Raw genomic sequence first — 19,840 nt, 5'->3', positions numbered from 1 at the left:
ATGTGAGTGTATGACGACAGGATTAAAGACCTGGACACATGTCTCGGCCCTGGCACTTGTAATCGGTGCCAGGGTCTTTTTTATGCATCTGAGGGGGTGCTGAGGTGCTTTAGCACCAGGTGCGTATATCTACCGAGTGAGGCATAAGGCTCCTGCTGGTTGTACTTCAGCTCCAACTCCAGTAATGCATCAAATTCATCACTGGCTTTACTTGTATCGCGCAAGTAATCATGAAAACACCGTACCCCTGATTGCACTTGTTTTTGCAGCGGTAGCTGGCTCAGCCAATGCTCGACGTCAGACGGTTCAAGTGGACGATTCGGGCTCAATCCGACCTTTTGCTTTACCTTGAGGCCATTGCGCACGTAATCAAAATTACCATAGACCATATTGGCCATGCGCTGAGCGGCACGATTGTAGTACATCAGTGATAAAAACCCACGTGGCGTCAGTCGCTGTGTCAACAGTGATAAAGCTTGCTGTTGCTCACTCAACCACTCCAACACGGCATGACACATCACGAGATCAAACTGGCCGAGTGCCAGATCCGGGAGTGCCTGAAGCGGAGCATGGATCAGGGTTATCCGCTCGCTCACGCCCGCTGCGTCGGCCTGACGTTGTGCCTGTGCCAGCATCTCTTCAGAGATATCGACGAGTGTTACAGCGTGCCCGAGCTGGGCCAGATACAGTGCTAGCTGACCTTGGCCACCACCTACATCAAGTACAGTTTTATCCAGGTCAACTCCGAGCCAGGGCACGTGCTGAGTGAGATCGCGCTGCAACACAGCCTCTCTCAGCTTACCCTTTGTGGTGCCGTAAATGTTGTTTTTAAATTTGCCAGTGAGCTCGCCGAAATTGCGGTCCTCATTTCGGTTGAGGGTCCGTTGTTTGTGCTTAGCCATAGATCACACTGGGTTATCGATATCAACAAACTCAACGTCCAGGTTAAACTGGGCGGCCAGATACTCGCCCAGTGCTTTGGCACCGTAACGCTCCGTTGCATGGTGTCCGGCTGCGAAGAAGTGGATCTGCTGCTCATTGGATGAGTGAATGGTTTGTTCTGACGCCTCGCCGGTCAGGTAGGCATCGACCCCCTGACTGGCAGCCAGGTCGATAAAGCTCTGTCCACCACCTGTGCACCAGGCAATGGTTTTTATCAGGTGATCGCCTGCCTGATTTACAAGCGGCTTGCGTCCCAGTTTTTGCTCAATTAAAGCAGCAAAGTCGGTTGCAGACATGGGTTCACTGAGTTTGCCTTTTACCGCAACACTGTTGCTGTTCCAGGGCTCCAGTGGACGTTCTAATGTCAGCTCAAGCAACTTACCCAGCTGCGCGTTATTGCCCACTTCTGGGTGCACATCCAGCGGCAGATGATAGGCCAGCAGGTTAATATCATGTGCGAGCAGGGCCTGGAGTCGGCGTTTTTTCATACCAGTTACGGTTTGGTCTTCGCCTTTCCAGAAGTAGCCGTGATGAACCAGTATGGCATCTGCTTGTTTTTCAATGGCTGCATCGATGAGGGCCTGGCTGGCTGTAACGCCGGTGATGACCTTTCGGATCTCAGGCTTGCCTTCGACCTGCAAGCCATTCGGGCAGTAGTCTTTGATCTGGAACGGCTTAAGATATTCATTGAGGTGGTTTACCAGCTTTTTACGTTGCATCATGCTCTCACTGTAAGGCGTCAAAAGCGCTTAGTTTAGCGCTTTTTATCGTGCTGAAAAAGCGCTGAACCCACTGTAAAGCGAATTCTCTCAGCGCTGTCACAATTCGACATTTCACTGAACTAGGCTAGCTTTAAATGTACCGTTTGCCTGACGAGCAGCATCGCGATTACCGGCGATAGGTAACGACAAACAGACAAAGTGTGATACTGCCCGTAACCTGTGAGGAAATCACCATGACAGTTTCAGCGATACCGGATGGTTACCATGCCCTGACGCCCTATTTGATAACCGAGAATGCGGCTCAGGCGATAGACTTTTACCGTAAAGCCTTCGCCGCTGAGCTGATAATGCAATTGCCTATGCCGGGCGGTGGTGTGGCGCATGCTGAGCTTAAAATCGGTGACTCCCATCTGATGCTGTCTGATATGTGCCCGGATGCCCATTTCAAGAGCCCGAAGCAGCTCGGTGGTACGCCCGTGAGCTTGATGTTTTATGTGCCTGACGTTGACAGTACCTTTGCCCAGGCGATTGCCGCTGGTGCCACAGAGCTTCGCCCTGTGGTCGATCAGTTTTATGGTGACCGAGCGGGTACATTACAGGACCCATTCGGCCACGTTTGGACCATAGGGACGCATCAGGAAGATTTGAGTGAAGAGGAGGTTATCGCCAGAATGGCTGAGTGGATGACGGATGATTCATGAAAAAGTAATAAAGTTGTTGATTCTTTGTCCGATGAGTGTCAGTTTATTTTTGATCATCGCATTAATGATCATAAAAAATTCAACTCAAGGAAATGAATATGAAACTACAAATTAAGAAGTCTGCATTGAAACGTCTGACAGAAACACAACAGCTTGCACAGCAACAAACGCCAAACATCGCGGGTGGTGCTCCATATACTTACCGTTGTCGCCCGGCTGAGTCTGAAACGGGCAATCAATTCTGGCAGTGTATGTGTTAATACACGCTGCATTGTGTAATGTCACCTGAGCCCTTGAAATCAGGGCTCATTTTTGCTGTTAGCCGTACTCACATACAAGGATATGAATCATGTGGATGGCGTTCTGATAACGCTTTGAACTCATTGTTGATGGTTATAGGTTAAGTTTCTGCGAATGGTTATGCGCAGAGGTTCTTCCCATTGCAGCAAATGAAAACCCTGTTTATTCAGTGGGGCCAGTTTGCCAGTTTGCCAGATTGCGAATCAAAGTCCCTCATTTTGATTTTTACCTTAGAAATAAGTCCATAAATTTTTCTCGTGTTATTGATTTTATAAGCTCCGCTGTACCGTCATGCATCTGTAATCGTAAGGTTGTGCATTAAAATATTTTGTGATGAGGAAAGGCGCAGTTAACGCTTCTCAGGGCGCTGTCATAGCCACAAGTATCTGGGCACTTTGTGTGAACAGCATCTCATCCACTAGATGCTATGCTAGAAGTGTTTACTTATCAGTATGGTGCCATTGCTGAGGCTGGAAGTATTAATCGTATAGCTATGACTTACAGCGGGTCTACAACCTGAACCCTGTGTGATATCTGCACATTGTGTCCACACTCTATGGTTAAAATAACAGCAGTTTTGGCTGATGTCGCTGCTGCGCTGTCAACCAGCCCGAGTGAGTGGGACTATGAGAGGGATAGGGATATGAATAAGTATGGTTTGTTTGCACTGTTACTGAGCGCGTTGAGTTTTGCTGATACGCGCATTGCTATTGCATCAGATGGTGTGTGTACCGGCCTCAGTGGGGGCGCTGTTGTTGAGGTCAAACGTATGGCTTTGAGAACGGCGAAATCAGCAAAATACCTGGTTGTACTGAATATTGTTGGCACTGCTGAGGCCGAAACATACCGCCTGACACGAGACGGTCGGCGTATTAAAGTGATGCGGGCGACGTCAGACAGTGCCAGTTGTGTGTTTATTTATGCCAGCCAGGTTGAGCAAGTTCAGGTTTATCTGGGCGACGGTGATGACAATTACGATGGTCGTACTATTACGATAGCGCAGCATATCTGGGCAGGTAACGGTGATGATGAGGTCATGGGAGGCCGCAGCGGAGATAGGCTATTTGGTGGTGCTGGCAATGATGAATTAAGTGGCTTTGCCGGGCGTGATAAGCTGGTGGGTGGGCCTGGCGATGATACCCTCAACGGCGGCGGTGACAAAGATGTACTGGAAGGCAAAGAGGGCAATGATATCCTGGCCGGTGGTGCGGGTTACGACACCCTGAACGGAGGCGCAGGGCGCAATCAACTGTATCAGGGTGACATAGTCACAAGCGAAAAAGAACGGGGCCGTTGGTACTGACCTGATATTTCAGTATTTTTTTGAGGTAAGGAAATTCGGTGCGTTAGTGACCTTTGGTAGCTTCGTTATGCCAAATCTTTACCAATCCACACCACTTTACCGATGATTTCCAGTTGCTCAAGTTCGTCTGCACGCACCACCTGTTCGACATACTCTTTATTATCACTGATCAATCTGACAGAGCCATCCAGATATTGTTGTAATCGTTTGGCATATAACTCTTCGCCCAGCCGGACCACATAGATCAGGCCTTCGCTGAGCTTTTTATCGCTCAGATCGACCAAAATGGTGTTGTTGTTGTGGATGGTCGGTTCCATTGAGTCACCTTTGGCAAACACAACAGCCAGTTCGCTTTTATCGAGGTTTTTATACTCAATCCACTTTTTTCTAAATGCCAGATGGCGCGCAACCTGGGCATTATCATTAAAGGCACCATACCCGGTACTGACCGAAACATGATATCCAGGCACTAAGACAAAGGCTTCGTTAAATTCATCGAGCTTGACCAGAGGTTGGGTGATGATGGGGGATTGGGGGCAATCTGCTGCGGTTTCCCCCTGGATCAGCCACATCAGGTCAACATTGGCGACCTGAGCAATGCGCTCAACAATACTCAGTTTCGGATCTTCACCTTTGAGTATGCGTCTTAAGGTGCCTTCAGAAATATCAATTTTTGACGCAAAGGCACGAATGCTATGCGGTTTTATTGCATATTCAACGCGTTCAGCGAATGCCGAGCTGTCAGCTTCCGTATTTTGTTGTTTTTCCATTGTTTGATACCACGCCTCTGGTGTCCCATTTTTAAGCAGTAAGGCATTATAGGAACTTAACCGGGAAAACGCAATTCAAATTTTTACGCAAAAATTTGAAATTTACGCATTGATCTGCGTAAAAAACTAAATTATCATCTTTCATAAATTACGCATTGGCGGTATTTTAAGGATTCAGTCCGCGTTAACAGCCATTGCTGATAGTAGATAATGACCCAATTACACCAATATGTATGGGTAACAAGACAAGGTTGCGTAAAAAAGTAAGGAAGTGGATATGACCAGCACAGCAAACTGCAAGATCCCAACAGACACTATGATTAACCCGTTCGCTCTGGGAGGAGGTGTGCCATCATTGCAGCAAGACAATGCAAAGGCATTTGATTTGTTGCGTGCTCCCCGGGGGGCACAGTTATTAAAGTATGCGCGTAAATTAAGAGGATTTACTCAGGCCGAATCTGCCGCGAGTTATGGTATTGAGGAGCGTACCCTGAGACGCTGGGAAAATAACGAATTTAACCCCCGATGGAATGATGTGATTTCCCTGCTTGAGGATGTGTATTTTATGGATATTATGCAGGCGATTGCTGGTGTCAGGTCGATGCAAGCGCAGGGGATATCGGTCTGAACCTGTGAGGCCAGTCAGGACTGTTTTGTTAATTAAACATGTCTGACTTGGCAGCAGTTCAGCGCGAAGGCTGAACTGCTGATAGTCACTTATAAATGAATAATGCTGTCGGCATTTCCATCTGGATCACCGGATGCACGTCCATCAGTTCTGGGGTTACCATTGTTCATCATTATCACGGCACAGGCCGCAGGTGATGCCATGGATGTGCCCGACATGGTTGTCGTGCCACCGCCGCTGCGTGTTGACAAAATACTGACACCCGGAGCCGCGTAGTCAACAGGTGGGTTACCATAATTCGAGAAGCTGGCGAAGCGGTCATTGGCATCCGTCGCTGAGATGGTATATACGCGCGGATGCGAAGCGCTGGCAGGTGAGACGTTGCTGGCATGCTGGCTTTCATTACCTGCTGCAATCACAAAGAAAGCACCAGACTGCTGCGCTGCACTTTCAACGGCATCATTCAGCTCCTGGTTAAAGCCACCACCGAGGCTCATATTGACACAATCTCCCGGTGATGCATTGGCTGCGACATGGTCAATACCAGCCAATACGCCAGACCAGCTGCCAGAGCCGCGTGAATCGAGTACTTTCACCGGAATAACAGTGGCCCCGGCCGCGACACCAACCACATCCTGGCTATTATCCAGCGCGGCAATGGTGCCGGCAACATGGGTGCCATGACCATTGGCATCATCAACGCCGGCATTCTTGCCTTTACTAAATGCGCTGAAACCCCGGCTGCTGTCAACATTCAGGTCCGCATGATCAACATCGATACCGGTATCTATAACCCAGGCTGTATAGCCGTTGCCATCCACCGGGCCACCTACGCGGCTGACACTCCATGGAATGGTTTGGTTTTGCGTGCCGCCACCGGGTTTACCAAGTTTTTTTGCCGGGCTGGCATAGACAGCACCGTCTGGCGTAAAGCGCATTATGGCCGATTCTGCGGCAAACATGGTACGTGCCTGATCGCAGCTCATATTAACTGCCATGCCTTTCATTGCATGCTTATAGATGTGTTTTGCTTGTGCGTTTGCACGTGCCAGCAACCCTCTGGCCTTGCCCTCAACATCCAGTTTTTCCGTCTTGTCGTCGAATCTGACGATACAGGTATTGTTAATCGTCAGCTCAGCGGCTGCACCCTGGTAGTCGGGTTCTGACGCCGCCGCAGCGGCGCTGGATAGAGCACTTACAATCGATAAGCAAATTAAAGAATGTTTCATTCGTTTTTCCTGTTGTCATAAAGGTAATTGTTTTTTTTGGTTAACTCGGTGTGTCGAGTTGTTTCAAAAGTTAGATTTAAATGAACAAAAGTCAAACAGTTTAGATAAAAAAACTTATCTGGTCTGATATGTGGTCTATATAATGCTTGGTGTTAGTGTTTATGGAAGTGATTATTCTTTCTTTTTCGGTGTGAAATTAAGGTACATGTACCTATGTTACGCTACTTTTTATGAAATACAGTTGCGTAAATTATTGCACTCGCCTGAAATGCCCAGCCCACTCTCCCGATAAAACACGGTTTTGATTGCGCAGCAGCTGTGTGTGCGTAAATTAATACTAATTTGCTTAATTAAGTGGTCTATTTTGAGGCGAGAAAATAGGGTCGATAACACCGCTCTCGCGTCCTGCTATCGCTGAGGCACCTACGTCCATGTAGGCGAGGCAAAAATTTTGCTATTTAGTTGTTCTAAATGAGAAATTTTTAACACTGTTAGCGTCCTATTTGCTCCTTCAAATAGACAAGGTATTAAGTGAAATTGGTATAATGAAGCGAAGAGGCCCGAAGAGGCCCGAAGGGGCCTCAGAAGGGTGGGCGTTTAGCTGCCGAATTCGGCCTGGTGAAGTTGGATCACTTCATTGAGTACCACAGTGGTGGCACGTTTGAAGAAATTGAAGTCGGTTGCTGTTGCACTGGTGTATGCACCCATCATGCGGGTGATCACCAGATCGCCGTCTTCCAGTTTGGGCAGTTCAACGGCATCACATATCACATCTATGCTGTCACAGGTCGGCCCCGCCAGCACACTGGGGTAGACCACATCTGCGGCTTTTAAGGTGCGTAACGGGTAACAGGCCATATCAAACATTAGCCCACTGAAAGAGCCATAAATTCCATCATCGAGATAATACCAGGTGCGGCCTTCACGCTGTGCCTGACCCATGACCGAGGCAACACAGGTCATGGCGCCGGCAACAATAAAGCGCCCTGGCTCGGCAATCCGCTGTACTGTCTCTGGCAGCTCGGCCAGTGCCGCATTGATCGGTGCGCAAAAGGCACGAATATCCACCTGGTTGCTCGCATAAGAGACCGGAAATCCCCCCCCGATGTCCAGGCAGCTTAGCGCCGGTAATCCGGCAGCCACCACGTCGTCCATCAGCTGTTTGCACGCTTCAATAGCCGCGACATATTTGTCTGCATTGGCCGTTTGTGAGCCGACATGAAACGACAGACCTTTCACCCGAATACCCCATTGTTGTGCCTGGCGTATGAGCGTCATTGCATCGGCCGGGCTACAACCGAACTTTTTCGATAGATCAGCATAGGCTTCGCTGTTGCGAAAGCTCAGTCGGATCAGTACTTCAGCCTGCTCAGTGAACTCGCGAAACTTGGCCAGTTCGTTCAGGTTGTCAACTACGAACACCTGACAACCGTAGTCCAGTGCATCGACAATGTCACTGCGACGTTTGATCGGGTGGGTATGGATTGTGCATTCAGGCGGCACACCCTGCTCACGGACCAAATTGACTTCGCCACTGGTTGCCAGATCAAAGCAGGCGCCAAGCTGAAGCAAAGTGCGCACCACCGACGGGTGTGGCAAAGGCTTTAATGCATAGTGTAAACGTACACCGGGCAATGCATCAGCAAGGGCCAGATAGTGTTCACGCACTTGCGCACAATCAAGCATTAATAAGGGTGAGCCATACTGAGCAACTAAGTCGGTGACCAGAGTTGCGTCGATATCAAAATTTTGTACTTGCGGCTGAATAGGCATAGCGACTCCAAATAGTATCAGCGAATAACGACCGGCAGGCTGTCAGTGTGATCTGTGCTTGTTTGTGGTGCACACGATCAACGCCTCAGGTCTTGAGCAAAGTGACTCAGGTATTGATGACGCATCAGCGTATTACCTTGACCTGAACCAGTTACAGATCCTGGATAGTTGCTCTATTGCCTTGCCACGGGGTGACCACATCATGACGGGCTCATTGACTCGACATGCTAAACACACCACCGCGATGTACTCGGATTGGCTATCTTCAGAAAACACGCAAATAGTAGGGCGCATGGGGTAGGCGTGCAAGCTTTACTTCGACGAGAAATTTTGCTGCTGAGTGACAAATTTTTTTGTCGTAGATCAAGCTTTATCAGCTTATAGAAATGGGAATAAAGTGACTCAGATGAAGTTTCATTATTTTTTGAACAGAATAAAACAGGGTCTCTTAGGAGTGGGTTTTGAAACCCTGAGCAATGCTTAGGAGTGTAGGTGGTTCGATTTTTATGGTTTTGATTATATTTGATATTTTTTGATTTTCGATAAGTAACCCTACTTGTTTATGAAATTTGTCCGGGGCGAATTTCTCTTGCTATGGTGACCTCAGTTAGCCAGCAAGGGTCAGGCATGATTGTTAATCGTTGATCTGCGCTGCGCTGTTTAATCATTAATATTTTTTACTCGTTACTTTCTAAAAGGACATAACCATGAAAACCTTATCTTTGTCATTTGCTGCAGTCGCTTTGTTCAGTGCATTTGGTAGCCAGGCTACGGCTTATCAAAATGTGTTTGATACTGACGGATACGAGCGTTTGACTAACTATACCTCAGGCCCGGTAAGCTCAGCATTACTAACCGGTGAGTTTGCGCATAACTTTGAAGCGCAATTGATCCTGCGTGGTGAAGGTGCTTACTGTGAATCTGCAAACCTGTATTCTGCAAATGACGGTCGTCATATTGTTAACCTGGGTGTGAAGACGATTGCGGATCGCAATACAGTTGAAATGGGCGTTGCTATTCCTGAAGCGACGCTAACCGAAAAGAAAGTACTGCATGTCAGCTGTTATGATGCGGCGGGTGACTGGTACAAGGTACTGGTTAACGTGCCGGGAGCGCCTGTTGTCGATTGGCAAATCGAGCTGACACCCGCTGGTGACTTCGTGAATCAACCATACTCATATGGCTATCACACGGCTTATCACATCAGCAGCCGTCTGGTCATTGATAACCAAAACAACGACGCGCGTTGTAGCATAGTTGCAGACCGCGGTGTGTCTTTGGGCTTATTCCATGGTGAAGATCGCAAGGGTCCATTCCATTCTGACGTTTTCACTCTGGACACTGTGGTAGATAACAAGGCTAAGAATCCAGTGCTATATCAAATCCTTGAGTGTGAAAACGCAGTAGGTAAGACCATGGCGGTGAAAGTCTTTAACCTGACAGATCCAAACAGCATCTACACCTATGAAGATCAGCTGATTGTAAAATAATACCACTTTGCTCCCCCCAAATGAGCAAATATAAAAATGGACAGGTATCTAAAAAGGACTTGAATTGCGAACCTCACGCCGGGCTCAACTGAACTCGGCGTTTTTTTGCGTATGGCGACGTTGCCAGTAGGGGGCATCGGGCCAGCGTTGCTCCTGGCCATAATAATGCGCCCGATGAGACAGATAGTGCTGCCAGATTGCGCCGATTTGCGTCTGATGCAAGCGGGCAATTTCAATCGTGGCACTGGGGTCGGTCAGGCCATGGCCTGCCAGGCTATTGGTTAGCTGCATGGCGGTTGCCATGGCATTGAACATCCCCTGCGAAGACAAAGGATCGAAGCTACATGCCGCATCGCCCAAAGCGGCCCAGCGATGTCCTGCGGTTTGGGTCAGGCAGGTGCTGTTGGCTGATACCACACCATGTAGCTGCATGCTCCCTGATTGTTCAATACCCTTTGGTAGCAGTGCTTTTAACCCTGCCTGTGAGCGTGCCAGGCGGCAAAACTGACTTAGGTCATGTTGCAGTCCTTTTTTGAGTAAATCGCTGTCTGTTTGTAGTGCCAGTATGCGACGCTGCGCGGGTAATTTGGCGCTATACCACCACCCTTGTGGGCTTGTATTGATGCATGCCAGTTGATTTTCCATAGCGCAATCCAGGCTGGCCCACAGTGCAATTTGCTTATCCAGTACTTTACGTTTGAGCCCGAGTTTGGTGGCAAACGCACTGTGACGTCCGGTTGCATCAATCACAAAGTGACAGGGCACCGCGATACTTTGCGCACTGGCCTGAACTTGTGTTTGCTTAGCCAGATGCAGTAGCCAACCATCGCTGCCAGGCTGAGCATCCAGCAACTTAGCAGGCCAGAGCGTTTCTATGCCCCGCGCAGTCACCTGCTCGCGTAACCAGTTTTCAAATCCGGCCCGGTTAAGCTGCCAGCCCGCTCCATCCGGGTTACTGAGGGTATCGTTGATAAGGCCATGTTCACTGCCCCAATGGCTTCGAATGCCATAGTTTGGCATATGCAGATCCTGGCGCTGTTCAAAAGCATGCAACAGATCCAGGCTGCGAAGGATCCGCGCCGCAGCAGGCGGCAGGCATTCTCCAACCTTGTCGGGGCAGGCAGCTTGCTTATCAATCAAGAGTACCTGAAAGTGGCGACTCAGTGCCAGGGCGGCGATACAGCCTGCCACCCCGGCACCCATGATCGCAATTTGACAGTGTTTTACCTGTGTCATTGCGCTCGACCTTACTTAAAGTCTTTGGGGAAGTTCACCGCAAAGCGGCTGACCTTTTCTATGACCCCGAGATCGATCCGAGAACGCGAGGTTGCCATCACCGGTTGAGCTGCATCGCGGCCATCGGGGCTGGGCACCAGATTAGCAGCTAGTTCAGCAATGGTTTGTAGTTTGCCCAGTTCGGTGGTTTCGGCTTCGCTGGCCAGCCCCTCGCGATGATCTTCAGCCGTGATACCGACTTGCATATTGGCGGGCAGGTCGACGTCGTCGGTTGCGCCCGGGCGACCCTGTACCACAGCGAGCTTGTCGAAGTTTTTGATCATGCTGTTGATCTGTGCGGTGTAGGTTGCAGGCTGACCATAGAGCGGCAGAGCATCCAGCCAGTCACTGCGATAATTGAATGCCTCGACGCGGGTTTGGGCATCCAGAGCTGGGTTGATTGCTTCTTCGTAGCGCGCGACGTCCAGAATATTATTGGGTACCCGCGCTGGCCAGAAGGTAGGCAGGTAAGGGTCGTATTCTGGTGTGTAGCCGTCTCGGCAACTGGCTGTGTCTGTTTGCCAGGGAATGGCCATCCAGCGCGTAATACCCCCGGCAACTTGGCCGCCCAGAATGGGACCCTGTGCCAGTGTAATGGTATCGCCATTGATTTGCGCGCCATAATAGGTGGTGTCTTTACAGATCGCTTTGTCAGCATGCTTGATACGGAACGGGGCTGAATACATGCCGGCCGTACGCATAGGCCAGGTCATTTCACACCCCGGGTGGAAGGCATCAGCAAGACAAAAATCCAATGCGCCACGGGTCAGCATATCGGGTTGCTCGGCAACCGGCACTTTGTCTATGTCATCGGGCTCAGCCGCATGCGGACAAATTGCTGGATCGATATAATCGGCCGTAAAGTCGCCCTCAACCCACTGATCTAAGAAAGACAATTGCAGTGCTGATAACGTGGAGTGCTGTCGCTCAGAACCCGCCGGCGGGATCGATAACGCATCGCCATAAAGCCAGGGCCACAGTTGCGCTGCCTGAGCACCAGGTTGTCCGTAGCGACGGAAATTGTTCGACAGCGTGCGACGCAGCTCTTTATAAGCCGGGGAAGGGTTGCCGAGTTTGGCTTTCCATTCTTCGCTGGTGTAGTTAAAGGGGGCTTTAAATCCAAACCCCGCGGCAAACCCCGCATTGACCCATTGTAAGTCGGTCATACGCTCGAAAATGGGCAAAATATCCTGTCTGAAAGAAGGACGAGCCGGACGGGTAAGCATACCGGCATTGACGGCCACTGAGCGCATTAAGTCCCACATGGTACGCACGGATTTTTGCATTGGCGCATAGTCAGGTGGGGCACACACCACCCAGGCCGGGTCAACTTGCAGCTTCACGCCCTCATATTCTACCTCGGCAGTGACAGGACCGTCGGAAATGTCGTCGTGCCAGCCTTCATTGTTGGCAAAGGTGATCGCGATATCGCCATTGATATTACGTGATACACCATTGCCGCCCAGCACAACCAGACGGCCCTGTTTGTCGGATTTAAGCTCACCCAGGTAAACTTCTTCTCCCATAAACTCGCCATGGAATTGCGGGCCTTTTTTCACTTTGGGCTTATCGAGCGTGTGGCTGCCGCCATCGATCAGCAAGCGGTTGCGATCGGCAACGTTGGCGTTACGCAGCAGGCTAGGTGGCGCATCGGCCGCTTCCGGTACATCCAGGGCTAGCTGAAATTCATACCAGGACGACTTTTGATTGGCCAAATGCACCTGCCAGCTGATTTTGGCATTATCCATGGTCAGCTCTTTGACAGCCTTACCTGCGGCATTGAAACCATAGATACGGAATTCGGCCGCCTGACGTTTAAGCAGCCCTTTGCCATCACGATAGGCATCTTTTTCCAGCCGGGGTTTGGGGTTAGGCACTTGCGGGCCGATAAAGTATTCGTTACTGCCACCAACCCGCATCACACCTATGGGTGGGTAAATGCCGGCACGCACAATACAGGTGCTGTCTTCGTCCGTATTACCAGTGAACTTTGGGTCAATGGCATCGGGCTCATTCATTTGCTGACCATTGGCCTGGTGGCGGGTATCGGCACTGGCCTGATACACCACTTTTCGTGCCTGCGCGATGGAACCCAGAGGTTCATTGTCGGCCAGTGTCCGCCAGATATTGAAGGCGAGGTTGCGACCAAACTCGGCCTGGCCAATGGCGCAAATATCTTGCTGTGGCAGCGTTAGCGTGGCAACGGGTTCAAAAGGTGCCTGATCTTCCGGCCACACCACCATGGCGTTGTCGATGGGGAAGTCTTCTTCTGAGGCATTGGCTGGACGACGTTGGATCTCAAACACAAATTTGGCTTCACCCTGACGCAGGCGGATCTGTAGATCATCAGCCAGGTAATTATTGCCTTGTGCCGGCGCACCGCGATAGGTATCCACAGGGCGAATACGGTATTTCACGGCATTTTGCTCGCCAAGTTTAAAGGGCAGTATTGCCCAATAATGCGCACTCAGGCAGCTGGCTTCGACCTTGGTCATGGCATCAAGCACAGCGGCCGTTTTTGGGTGTTTTTTAAGATAAGCCGGATAATCGCGGTTGATGACACCTGCGGTGGTAAAGGCACACATTTGAGAAGCATCGCGGGCAAAAAAGCGATCGATGTTTTGCATGATAAAATCAACATTGTCGCTGTCGCCCAGCAACTTCTGGCCTTTCACGCCAAACAGTTTGATGCCGACCCCTAAGGTGGTGTGCAGATCCGGGCTATCTGGTGTTGTATCACTGGAAAAGCGTACTACACAGTCGTAACTGGCAGGTTTGGCAAACACTCCTTTCTGAAGGGCTTTATCGAGTTTTCCATGTACTTCGAAGGTACCATAGGCGATGCCATGTTGCTTTCGAAATACGGCCCGCTCCGCGGGTTTCTGACCACGCTCAATACGGGTTTTTTGTCCCATTTCAACAAACATTTCTTTGAGGCGTTGAGTGGCCAGCTCAATAGGCTGGTAGTCATCGCCACCGGTCCAGCACTGCACCTTGTTGGCGGTTGGGGCATGTTTGATGTTTTTATCCAGATACTTGGGGTTAACCAGTTCACCTTGTTGTTGCTTACTACGTTTTTTCTTATCGCTCATAACGGTTTCCGCTTATCTATGTTTCCTTGTCAGGTAACTGCAATGGCGCACATGGTCACCCGCCAGTTGACGCGTGAGCCACAGCTACGCCGTTTACCTGTCCCGACCGGGCATGACGATTCACGCCAACCCACTGAGAGTATAGCTGCGCTGTGCCGATCGGTATCTGATGAAACTCTAGATGCAAAGTCGTGTAATAACTATTACAACAGGTTACGTGAGGAAGCTGGGTACCTGAACAGGCCCGCAGAGCGGGCTTTTTCAGGACAGGGTCAGGCCGGGTTGTGTGCCGTGACTGTAAAGGCGGGCGGCGCGATGGCAGGCTCCGGATGCAGCTCGTCTGACAGCTGCTCAAATGTCAGCTGTTGGCCTTGTATCGCGCCAATCAGATCTGCGGTAAAGGTCAGTGCAAAGGCAGAAGCAATGCACTTATGGGTGCCCCAGCCAAACGGCATATAGGGGGCGTCAGCAGAGGCATCTTCCCAGCGTGGCGGATAAAAGCGCTCGGGTTGCGGCCAGTTGTCCGGGTGGCGATGCAGCACGTATGGGCAGACTGTAACGGTATCCGTCTGCTTGATGTCCAGCTCCCCCAGGGTATGGGCTTTACTGGGTGTGCGGGGCAGGTTCCAGGCGACGGGCCAGAGCCTCAAAGCTTCTTTGACAATCCAGGGGGCCGGGTGCAAAACGCCGCCCTCTTTGGCACAAAAATACAAAGACCAGGCCAGGGTAAACGCCATGGAGCTGTTAATGGCAAAAAAGAAGGATAAAAAAATCTGTGCCAGCGCTTTGGGTGACTCGTTTTCCGGGCTCGATGCCAGCAAGATGTCAATCACATCTCGGTTATTGCCCTGATACGGACTTTGCTGGCGGCGTGCTTTAAATACTGCGCGCAGTGCCCGGTGCACACGCATGCGGATAAAGGCGCGTCGCCATCCAGCCCCATGGGTTTTTTGACCACTGTAGAGAGAATAAACGAGCACCTGATCGAGCAGTTTACGTAACTGGGGACTGCGCTGGTTATCGACCAGAAAGTCATAAAACGCATTGTACATCAGGTCATTGGCACTATCCGGCCAGCGCTGGCCAAGGCTTATCTGATGTTTGAATTGCTCAATTATCTTGCTCCGACGCTGCTCATAGTAACGTTTGAGGCTGAGGATGGCGTCTTTGCCGATGGCAATTTGTACATCCCGGGTCGAAAACATCGCGCCGTTAACGCTAAAAAAATCGGATTGTTCAACATAATTGCCGTCGGGGTTTCCCATCGCCTGTTTCGCGGAGTCAAAGTCTGTCACATAGTAATTGTCCTGCTCAAACTCAATGTGTGCAGGACACGTGGACAGTGCCTGGTCCAGCGCCTGAAAAGGCTTGTTAAATTTTTCTTCGGTGTCTTCTAATCTCATGCCTGTTGCTCGCTAATGGTGCCCTCAAAACCGGCTACAGAGGGGATGTTCATATTTTCAAACGCGAGCGCCGACGGACTCGTGAGGGTGATGTTGAGATCACACAATAACAGCTGACACAAGATAGCCAGCTGGTTGGTGCCCAGCTGCGCACCAACACAGGCGCGTGGGTTCCAGCCAAATGGCACATAGGTGTTGGGTTGCACGTTTGCCTGCTGCCAGCGCAGTGGATCGAACACATGAGGCTCGGGCCAGTACTGCTCATTACGGTGCACAAAGTAGCTGCTGTTAAAAAAGGTATCGCCAGCCTGCACGGTCAGTTTACCCACGCTAAACGGACAGCGTGCCTCACGAAATACAATTGGAACACTCCACATGCGCAGCGATTCTTTGATAAACCAGTGTAACTGCGGTGTGTGTTTAAAGGGCAGAGCGGGCACCTGAGTGGGGGCTGCGTTAAGTTCTGTGCGAAGCTTGTCTTGCCATTGGGGAGATTGCAGCAGCTGCGCTGCCATACAACTGGCGACCGCGCCGGGCGGGCCGGAAATCGCGGTGACCAGGGTCATCATGGCGTCCAGTGCTCTGTCGATACCCAGCGCAGCGTAGTTATCGACAACACTTTGTAGCAGGTCGAGTCTGGGCTCCTTGCTTTTGCGGCGTTTATGGATTGCCTTGCGGATCACCTGAGCCGCACGCAGGTTATACCAGAGCAAGGGATATTGTCTCAGTCGAGTGTGCGTTTCGGGTTTCAGTAACACCTGAATCTGGGCGCGCATGTGGCGGGTTATCAGTGCCCGCTGCTGTATGGTGAGATCGCAGATCATTACGTCAAGGACAGAAAATGCAATACATTCCTGGATCAGCAGGTCCAGGTTAGCAGGCTTGCCTGCGGCACTCAGTAAATGCGTCTTCATTGTCTGTTTGACCTGACTGAGCGCGGCCTGAGTGTCTAACTCTTTGAGGGTTTTAAGCCAGCCGCTGCGAATATGCTGCCAGCTCATTGTCTGCTGACCGTCGTCTTGGGTATCAAACAGGGACTCCGGCAGGGTCATGTCGGAAAAGTTCAGCTGATTCGCCAGCCGGGCACTTTGTGGGTTAAAAAAGGCATAGCTCTGGTCGTCAACCTGATAATCTTCTTTTCCCTTACTGCAATCTTCTCTCATTGCCGTAATGTCAGGGCGCTCTTTGGGTATCATCATTGTTATTATTCGCTCTGTGGGTTGCCATTCTGGGGAGAGGTGGTGAAACAGCCCATGGGTTAGGTCATGGGCTGAAGAGCGGAATTAAATGTTGTTATACAACTTCCACAGATAGCGCTTTGACTGAGTGGCGGTGCGAAGGCCCAATGCGCGCATTACTTTTGTTTTAAGTGCTTTCATAGTTAAATTCCTTCTAGATTGCGGTTATTCAGGTCATATCAATCAGATATTATTGTACATAATCCAAAAATAACGCTTGGACTGAGAGGCAGAGGTAGCGCGAACGCCCAGTGCACGAAGCACCTTAGTTTTCAGTGTTTTCATAATCAATTCCTTCTAAGTTGTGGTTAGTCAGGCAATATCAATCAGATATTGTTGTACATAATCCATAGGTAACGCTTGGACTGAGAAGGGGATGTTGCGCGAACGCCCAGTGCCCGAAGCACCTTAGTTTTCAGTGTTTTCATAGTCAATTCCTTCTATTTCATTGATTAGATGTTGTTGTAGTGATGCCAGAAATACTTCGCTGAGGTGGATGGTTTTGCACTGCGAACGCCGAGTGCACGTAGTAGCTTAGCTTTAATCGTTTTCATAATTAATTCCTTCTATTGTTTGTTGTTGCGAATAATAAGTCGCATTTCCACAGTATTAACGAATTGTGAATATGTCAAGAATGTTTTTTGAACAAAGGATGGGTTTTGAGTTGAATGACTGGTAACTTGGGATGAGTTTGCAACTTTCACTTTTAATCGATCATACGAATTGGCTTAGTTATCGATACGATCATCCTAGTCTAATAAGTGAGGAGATATTTCTCCCCACTGCGCTGTGTTTTGACGTGTTGGCTGTTAACTTAGCATCGCGGATTGAAAACGACACACACGTTGTAATTGCCATTAATCGTATTGCACTGGTTTTTAAGGGGAGCGTTTTTTAAGGTCTAGATGTCTTTGACCACTTGGAGTAGGTTGACTGCGCCCCTAAAGCGCTGGTTTAAAAGCATGTAGAAACCGGCCCTTAAACTAAGGTTAAAGATATGTAGAGTAAGGTACAAATTTGATATTGAGACTGATTTAACAAGTTGTAGCAATTTGCTTAATTAAATGTTCTATTTTGAAGTCAGAAAATAGGGGTGATAACATCACGCTCGTGTCCTGCTATCGCTGAGCCGTCTACATTCATGTAGGCGAGACGGAAACTTTGCTATTTAGTTGTTCTAAATGAGAAATTTATAACGCCGTTAGCGTCATATTTGCTCCTTTAAATTGAACAGGTATTAAGTGAAATTGGTATTAGCTATTAATTATGGAACTTTGAGCTGTAAAAAGCAGAAAAGCCGCAAAAGTGCGGCTTTTCTTTGGCAAGGGTAACGACAAATTTGGCGTTATTTTACCTCTTTACCCGCAGCTTGCTGATCAGCATGGTAGCTGGAGCGTACGAACGGGCCGCAGGCAGCGTGGCTGAAGCCAATTTCGTCGGCGTATTCTTTCAGCGCATCGAACTCAGCTGGTGGCACATAGCGTTTTACCGGCAGATGGTGCTTAGACGGTGCCAGGTATTGACCAACGGTCAGCATGTCGACGTTGTGCTCACGCAGGTCGCGCAGTACTTCTTCGATTTCTGGCATTTCTTCGCCCAGTCCAACCATCAGGCCTGACTTGGTTTTTACTTCAGGGTGCGCTTCTTTAAAGCGACGTAATAACTCCAGTGACCATTTGTAGTCGGCACCCGGGCGCGCCATTTTGTACAGGCGTGGTGCAGTTTCCAGGTTATGGTTAAACACATCCGGTGGTGTTTCAGTTAGGATTTCCAGTGCGCGGTCCATTCTGCCGCGGAAGTCCGGTACCAGGATCTCAATGGTAATACCCGGATTGTGTTTGCGAATTTCGCGAATACAGTCCGCAAAGTGTTGTGCACCGCCATCACGCAAATCATCCCGGTCAACCGAGGTGATCACCACGTATTTAAGCTTCATGTCTTTGATAGTTAAAGCCAGTTTTTCCGGCTCTGCTGCATCCGGCTTCAGTGGGCGACCATGTGCGACGTCACAGAACGGGCAACGACGGGTACAGATGGCACCCAAGATCATAAAGGTGGCAGTACCGTGGTTAAAACACTCAGACAGGTTAGGGCACGAGGCTTCTTCACAGACGGAGTGCAGGCCATGTTTACGCATTGCCTGTTTAATGCCATCGATACGCTCGCTGGATTTAGGCAGACGGATCTTCAGCCAGTCCGGTTTACGGAGCATTTCATCACGCTCGGTCGGCATTACTTTAACCGGGATCAACGCCATTTTTTCTGCGTCGCGGAGCTTTACCCCTGGCTCAATTTTCACTGGTTTACTCATTCGTTTTCAAACCCCTGGGTGTGTATAACCTGCTCGGCCGCGAGGCGCTTGAGCATATGTTCTACCAGGCCATTGCCCGCTTCGATAAGCGTAGCAGGGCCATTAAGTTGACTGGTTTGCACCATTTCCATGCCGGCATAGCCGCACGGGTTGATGCGTAAAAATGGACTCATATCCATGTTGACGTTTAGCGCCAGACCATGAAACGAGCAACCCCGACGGACCCGCAGTCCCAAAGACGCAATTTTAGCATCATTGACATAGACACCTGGTGCATCTGGCTTGGCATAGGCCTCAATGCCGTGTTCCTGAAGCATGTCTATGATGGTTTCTTCAAGCCAGGTCACCAGCTCGCGTACACCAATTTTTAGCCTGCGCAGATTAAACAGCACATACATCATCTGCTGGCCCGGTCCATGGTAGGTTACCTGACCACCCCGATCGACCTTGACGACAGGAATGTCACCGGGTGCTAACAGGTGCTCGGCTTTGCCAGCCTGGCCCTGAGTAAATACCGACTCGTGCTCAACCAGCCAGATCTCATCCGGGCTGTCATCATCACGGGTGTCGGTAAACGACTGCATTTTTTGCCAGATTGGCTCATAAGCCTGACGGCCCAGTTGACGAACTATGATACTGCGGTTGCTCATATCTCGCTTGCGC

The 19,840-nt window shown here is 50.0% G+C and carries 17 protein-coding genes; 6 read left to right on the top strand and 11 right to left on the bottom strand.

Annotated features, from left to right (window positions below; all coding sequences use genetic code 11):
- Positions 1–80: 80 nt before the first annotated feature.
- Together MHN31_RS03335 and MHN31_RS03330 are read right to left on the bottom strand one after the other, a co-directional pair.
- Positions 81–902: a methyltransferase domain-containing protein gene (locus MHN31_RS03335; protein WP_239443442.1), complete on the bottom strand. Its 822-nt coding sequence runs from the start codon at positions 900–902 to the stop codon at positions 81–83.
- A gap of 3 nt (positions 903–905) precedes the next feature.
- Entirely contained in the window at positions 906–1,661 is a 756-nt protein-coding gene (locus MHN31_RS03330; protein WP_125560227.1) for a Nif3-like dinuclear metal center hexameric protein, read from the bottom strand.
- Between the two features lie 236 nt (positions 1,662–1,897).
- On the opposite strand from MHN31_RS03330, the gene MHN31_RS03325 reads away from it, so the two are divergent.
- The 3 genes from MHN31_RS03325 (at position 1,898) to MHN31_RS03315 (ending at position 3,968) form a co-directional block, all read left to right on the top strand.
- Positions 1,898–2,365: a VOC family protein gene (locus tag MHN31_RS03325; protein ID WP_125559826.1), complete on the top strand. Its 468-nt coding sequence runs from the start codon at positions 1,898–1,900 to the stop codon at positions 2,363–2,365.
- Between the two features lie 98 nt (positions 2,366–2,463).
- A complete protein-coding gene (locus MHN31_RS03320) occupies positions 2,464–2,625 on the top strand; it encodes a hypothetical protein (protein WP_164487840.1) in 162 nt (53 codons plus the stop codon).
- A gap of 683 nt (positions 2,626–3,308) precedes the next feature.
- Positions 3,309–3,968, top strand: coding sequence for a calcium-binding protein (locus MHN31_RS03315; protein ID WP_164517519.1), 660 nt, complete (start codon positions 3,309–3,311; stop codon positions 3,966–3,968).
- A 65-nt stretch (positions 3,969–4,033) separates the two neighbouring features.
- Here the strand turns inward: MHN31_RS03315 and MHN31_RS03310 are convergent, their stop codons facing one another.
- Positions 4,034–4,738, bottom strand: coding sequence for a S24 family peptidase (locus MHN31_RS03310; RefSeq protein WP_125559830.1), 705 nt, complete (start codon positions 4,736–4,738; stop codon positions 4,034–4,036).
- 277 nt (positions 4,739–5,015) lie between these two features.
- Here MHN31_RS03310 and MHN31_RS03305 point away from each other — a divergent pair, with 277 nt between their 5' ends.
- The gene (locus MHN31_RS03305) at positions 5,016–5,366 is read left to right on the top strand and encodes a helix-turn-helix transcriptional regulator (RefSeq protein WP_228553133.1); all 351 of its coding nucleotides are present in this window, start codon (positions 5,016–5,018) and stop codon (positions 5,364–5,366) included.
- Positions 5,367–5,455: 89 nt separating this feature from the next.
- On the opposite strand, the gene MHN31_RS03300 is transcribed toward MHN31_RS03305, so the two are convergent.
- Positions 5,456–6,595, bottom strand: coding sequence for a S8 family serine peptidase (locus MHN31_RS03300; protein ID WP_125559832.1), 1,140 nt, complete (start codon positions 6,593–6,595; stop codon positions 5,456–5,458).
- A gap of 597 nt (positions 6,596–7,192) precedes the next feature.
- On the bottom strand, positions 7,193–8,368 hold the full coding sequence (locus tag MHN31_RS03295) for a type III PLP-dependent enzyme (RefSeq protein WP_194866924.1): 1,176 nt from the start codon (positions 8,366–8,368) through the stop codon (positions 7,193–7,195).
- Positions 8,369–8,435: 67 nt separating this feature from the next.
- Between MHN31_RS03295 and MHN31_RS03290 the strand changes: the two genes are divergently transcribed.
- The gene (locus MHN31_RS03290) at positions 8,436–8,669 is read left to right on the top strand and encodes a hypothetical protein (protein ID WP_138537682.1); all 234 of its coding nucleotides are present in this window, start codon (positions 8,436–8,438) and stop codon (positions 8,667–8,669) included.
- Between the two features lie 406 nt (positions 8,670–9,075).
- Positions 9,076–9,858 (top strand): hypothetical protein, encoded by a 783-nt coding sequence (locus MHN31_RS03285; RefSeq protein ID WP_125559838.1) that lies wholly within the window; start codon positions 9,076–9,078, stop codon positions 9,856–9,858.
- Between the two features lie 84 nt (positions 9,859–9,942).
- Here MHN31_RS03285 and MHN31_RS03280 read toward each other — a convergent pair whose 3' ends face one another.
- From MHN31_RS03280 to lipB, 6 genes are all read right to left on the bottom strand, one after another.
- Complete coding sequence (locus MHN31_RS03280) at positions 9,943–11,094, bottom strand: tryptophan 7-halogenase (RefSeq protein WP_239443441.1); 1,152 nt, start codon at positions 11,092–11,094, stop codon at positions 9,943–9,945.
- Between the two features lie 11 nt (positions 11,095–11,105).
- Entirely contained in the window at positions 11,106–14,225 is a 3,120-nt protein-coding gene (locus tag MHN31_RS03275) for a LodA/GoxA family CTQ-dependent oxidase (protein ID WP_239443440.1), read from the bottom strand.
- Between the two features lie 272 nt (positions 14,226–14,497).
- A complete protein-coding gene (locus MHN31_RS03270) occupies positions 14,498–15,628 on the bottom strand; it encodes a cytochrome P450 (protein WP_239443439.1) in 1,131 nt (376 codons plus the stop codon).
- On the bottom strand, positions 15,625–16,827 hold the full coding sequence (locus MHN31_RS03265; RefSeq protein ID WP_239443438.1) for a cytochrome P450: 1,203 nt from the start codon (positions 16,825–16,827) through the stop codon (positions 15,625–15,627). The genes MHN31_RS03270 and MHN31_RS03265 overlap by 4 nt, the downstream gene beginning before the upstream one ends.
- A gap of 1,384 nt (positions 16,828–18,211) precedes the next feature.
- Entirely contained in the window at positions 18,212–19,177 is a 966-nt protein-coding gene (gene lipA, locus MHN31_RS03260; protein ID WP_010382649.1) for a lipoyl synthase, read from the bottom strand.
- Positions 19,174–19,827 (bottom strand): lipoyl(octanoyl) transferase LipB, encoded by a 654-nt coding sequence (lipB, locus tag MHN31_RS03255; RefSeq protein WP_239443437.1) that lies wholly within the window; start codon positions 19,825–19,827, stop codon positions 19,174–19,176. Before lipB ends, lipA begins: the two co-directional genes overlap by 4 nt.
- Between the last annotated feature and the right edge of the window lie 13 nt (positions 19,828–19,840).

Origin of the sequence: Pseudoalteromonas sp. McH1-42 (assembly GCF_022347845.1) — a bacterium.
Taxonomy (GTDB): Bacteria; Pseudomonadota; Gammaproteobacteria; order Enterobacterales; family Alteromonadaceae; genus Pseudoalteromonas; species Pseudoalteromonas rubra_D.
The sequence above is the reverse complement of the archived record's forward strand: the minus strand, read 5'-3'. Positions and strand labels throughout refer to the sequence as shown.